This is a genomic window from Pseudozobellia thermophila (assembly GCF_900141855.1).
Lineage (GTDB): Bacteria > Bacteroidota > Bacteroidia > Flavobacteriales > Flavobacteriaceae > Pseudozobellia > Pseudozobellia thermophila.
On record NZ_FQYU01000030.1, the window covers coordinates 1 to 1497 of the forward strand.

3 protein-coding genes are annotated in these 1497 nt (G+C 34.5%); 1 reads left to right on the forward strand and 2 read right to left on the reverse strand.

All coding sequences use genetic code 11. The features are described 5' to 3' along the window. On the forward strand, positions 1 to 267 hold a 267-nt coding region (locus tag BUB37_RS21855; protein ID WP_212635343.1), incomplete at its 5' end, for a hypothetical protein. Positions 268 to 316: 49 nt separating this feature from the next. Here the strand turns inward: BUB37_RS21855 and BUB37_RS21225 are convergent. Continuing rightward, complete coding sequence (locus tag BUB37_RS21225; protein WP_072996081.1) at positions 317 to 763, reverse strand: DUF4844 domain-containing protein; 447 nt, start codon at positions 761 to 763, stop codon at positions 317 to 319. Between the two features lie 21 nt (positions 764 to 784). Beyond that, positions 785 to 1414: a hypothetical protein gene (locus BUB37_RS21230; RefSeq protein WP_072996083.1), complete on the reverse strand. Its 630-nt coding sequence runs from the start codon at positions 1412 to 1414 to the stop codon at positions 785 to 787. Positions 1415 to 1497: the final 83 nt, after the last annotated feature.

Sequence of the window (1497 nt, forward strand, 5' to 3'; positions counted from 1 at the left end):
AAAATCCAAATCAGTTTTGTTTTTAACTTTTTATCGGAAAGCAGAAGTATAATAATTCCGATTATGAATAGAGGAACTCCGAAAATCAACAGGTACGGATTTAAGCAAACCAAAAAGGCTATAATTATAATTCCGATTCCAATTTTTGCTTTCATTTCAGATTTGGGTCAAATTAGCCACAACGGTTGGGCTATGATTTCGTTGCGGACATTTCCAACGGAAATTGTCCGGGAGAAATCGGGCCTTGTTAATGGTTATTTTGTTTAAAGTCAGTTAGATTGTAGCAATGAATTATAGCCAGTGTTGGCAACAGTTTTTATTTTTCTTTTATTAATTCATTCGGGTCAAATCCGTACATAAATTTATTTAGTTGTCCATTCGAGCTTTCCAGTCCGACAATGTCCATTAATTCCTCAAAGTATGTGCAAACTCTTTCACGGTCTTCGGTGTCCAATTCCATATAAACATCCGCAAACCTTGAAAGTCCGATTTTAATTTTCTCTTGATATTTTTTTTCAGTCGGATTTTCAGATTCCGCTACACTTTTAAAGTCAGACGCAACACTATTAATTTTGTCGGTAAAAATTGGTCGCATTTTTTCGTTGGCAATTCCTGGATAATAATTTTCCTCAACAAACTTTTTCTTTGCTATAAATTCCGCAAACTTTTCAGTTGAGTTTTCAGGTGTTTTCATTTCCATCACATTTTGTCCGCAAGCAGATAAGGTTAAGAACAACACTATTATTTTAATGTATTTTGTCATTTCTTAAATTGTTGGCAACAGTTATTTATATCGGTCTACAAAATCATTTACAAAACAAAGTAGTGAAAATGCCTTGAGACTATTTTCTTTGGTCCCGAAATTAGTATTGTAACCGTGAATCACACCATGCCTATTTAAGTTACTTTCATAATCACCCGATTCTTCAGGGTAAAATGAATCTATCGCACTTTTCTGATTTATGGAATTGAGCAGTAATAAGAATAAACTTCCATATTCGGAAGTCGCCAGATATTTTTTTAATTCTTGTTTTCTACTCCCTCCTTTGAACAAATAACCACCACACATTCCGTCTGCCTGAGATAAGAATAGAATTGTTGAAGCATAATATTTCTCTTCTTTATGGCAATTGATAGCTTCTTTTATAATTTCCAATCTCTCATTATGCTTTAACTTAAAGCTGTTTATTCTTTGTCCAATTGCTGTTTGGTAATAATCAATAAAGAAGTTGTTTAAAAATTCTACATCACCTTCTATAGCCTTTTCCATCAAGCTAGTGGCGTATCCCAAAGAAATGTCAGCATCTACATACCAACCAAAATCAGCTAGTTTCTTAAATCCCACTTCTGATACCGCACCAAACCTCAAAATCCCTTCTGACATCTTTTTAAGAAAAGCCTCGTCTATCTTCAAATGATTAATTTTTACTAATTGTTGCCAACGGCCAGACGGCTATGGCGAGTTGCGAGGTATGCTTTGCATACCTTGGCAAGGGG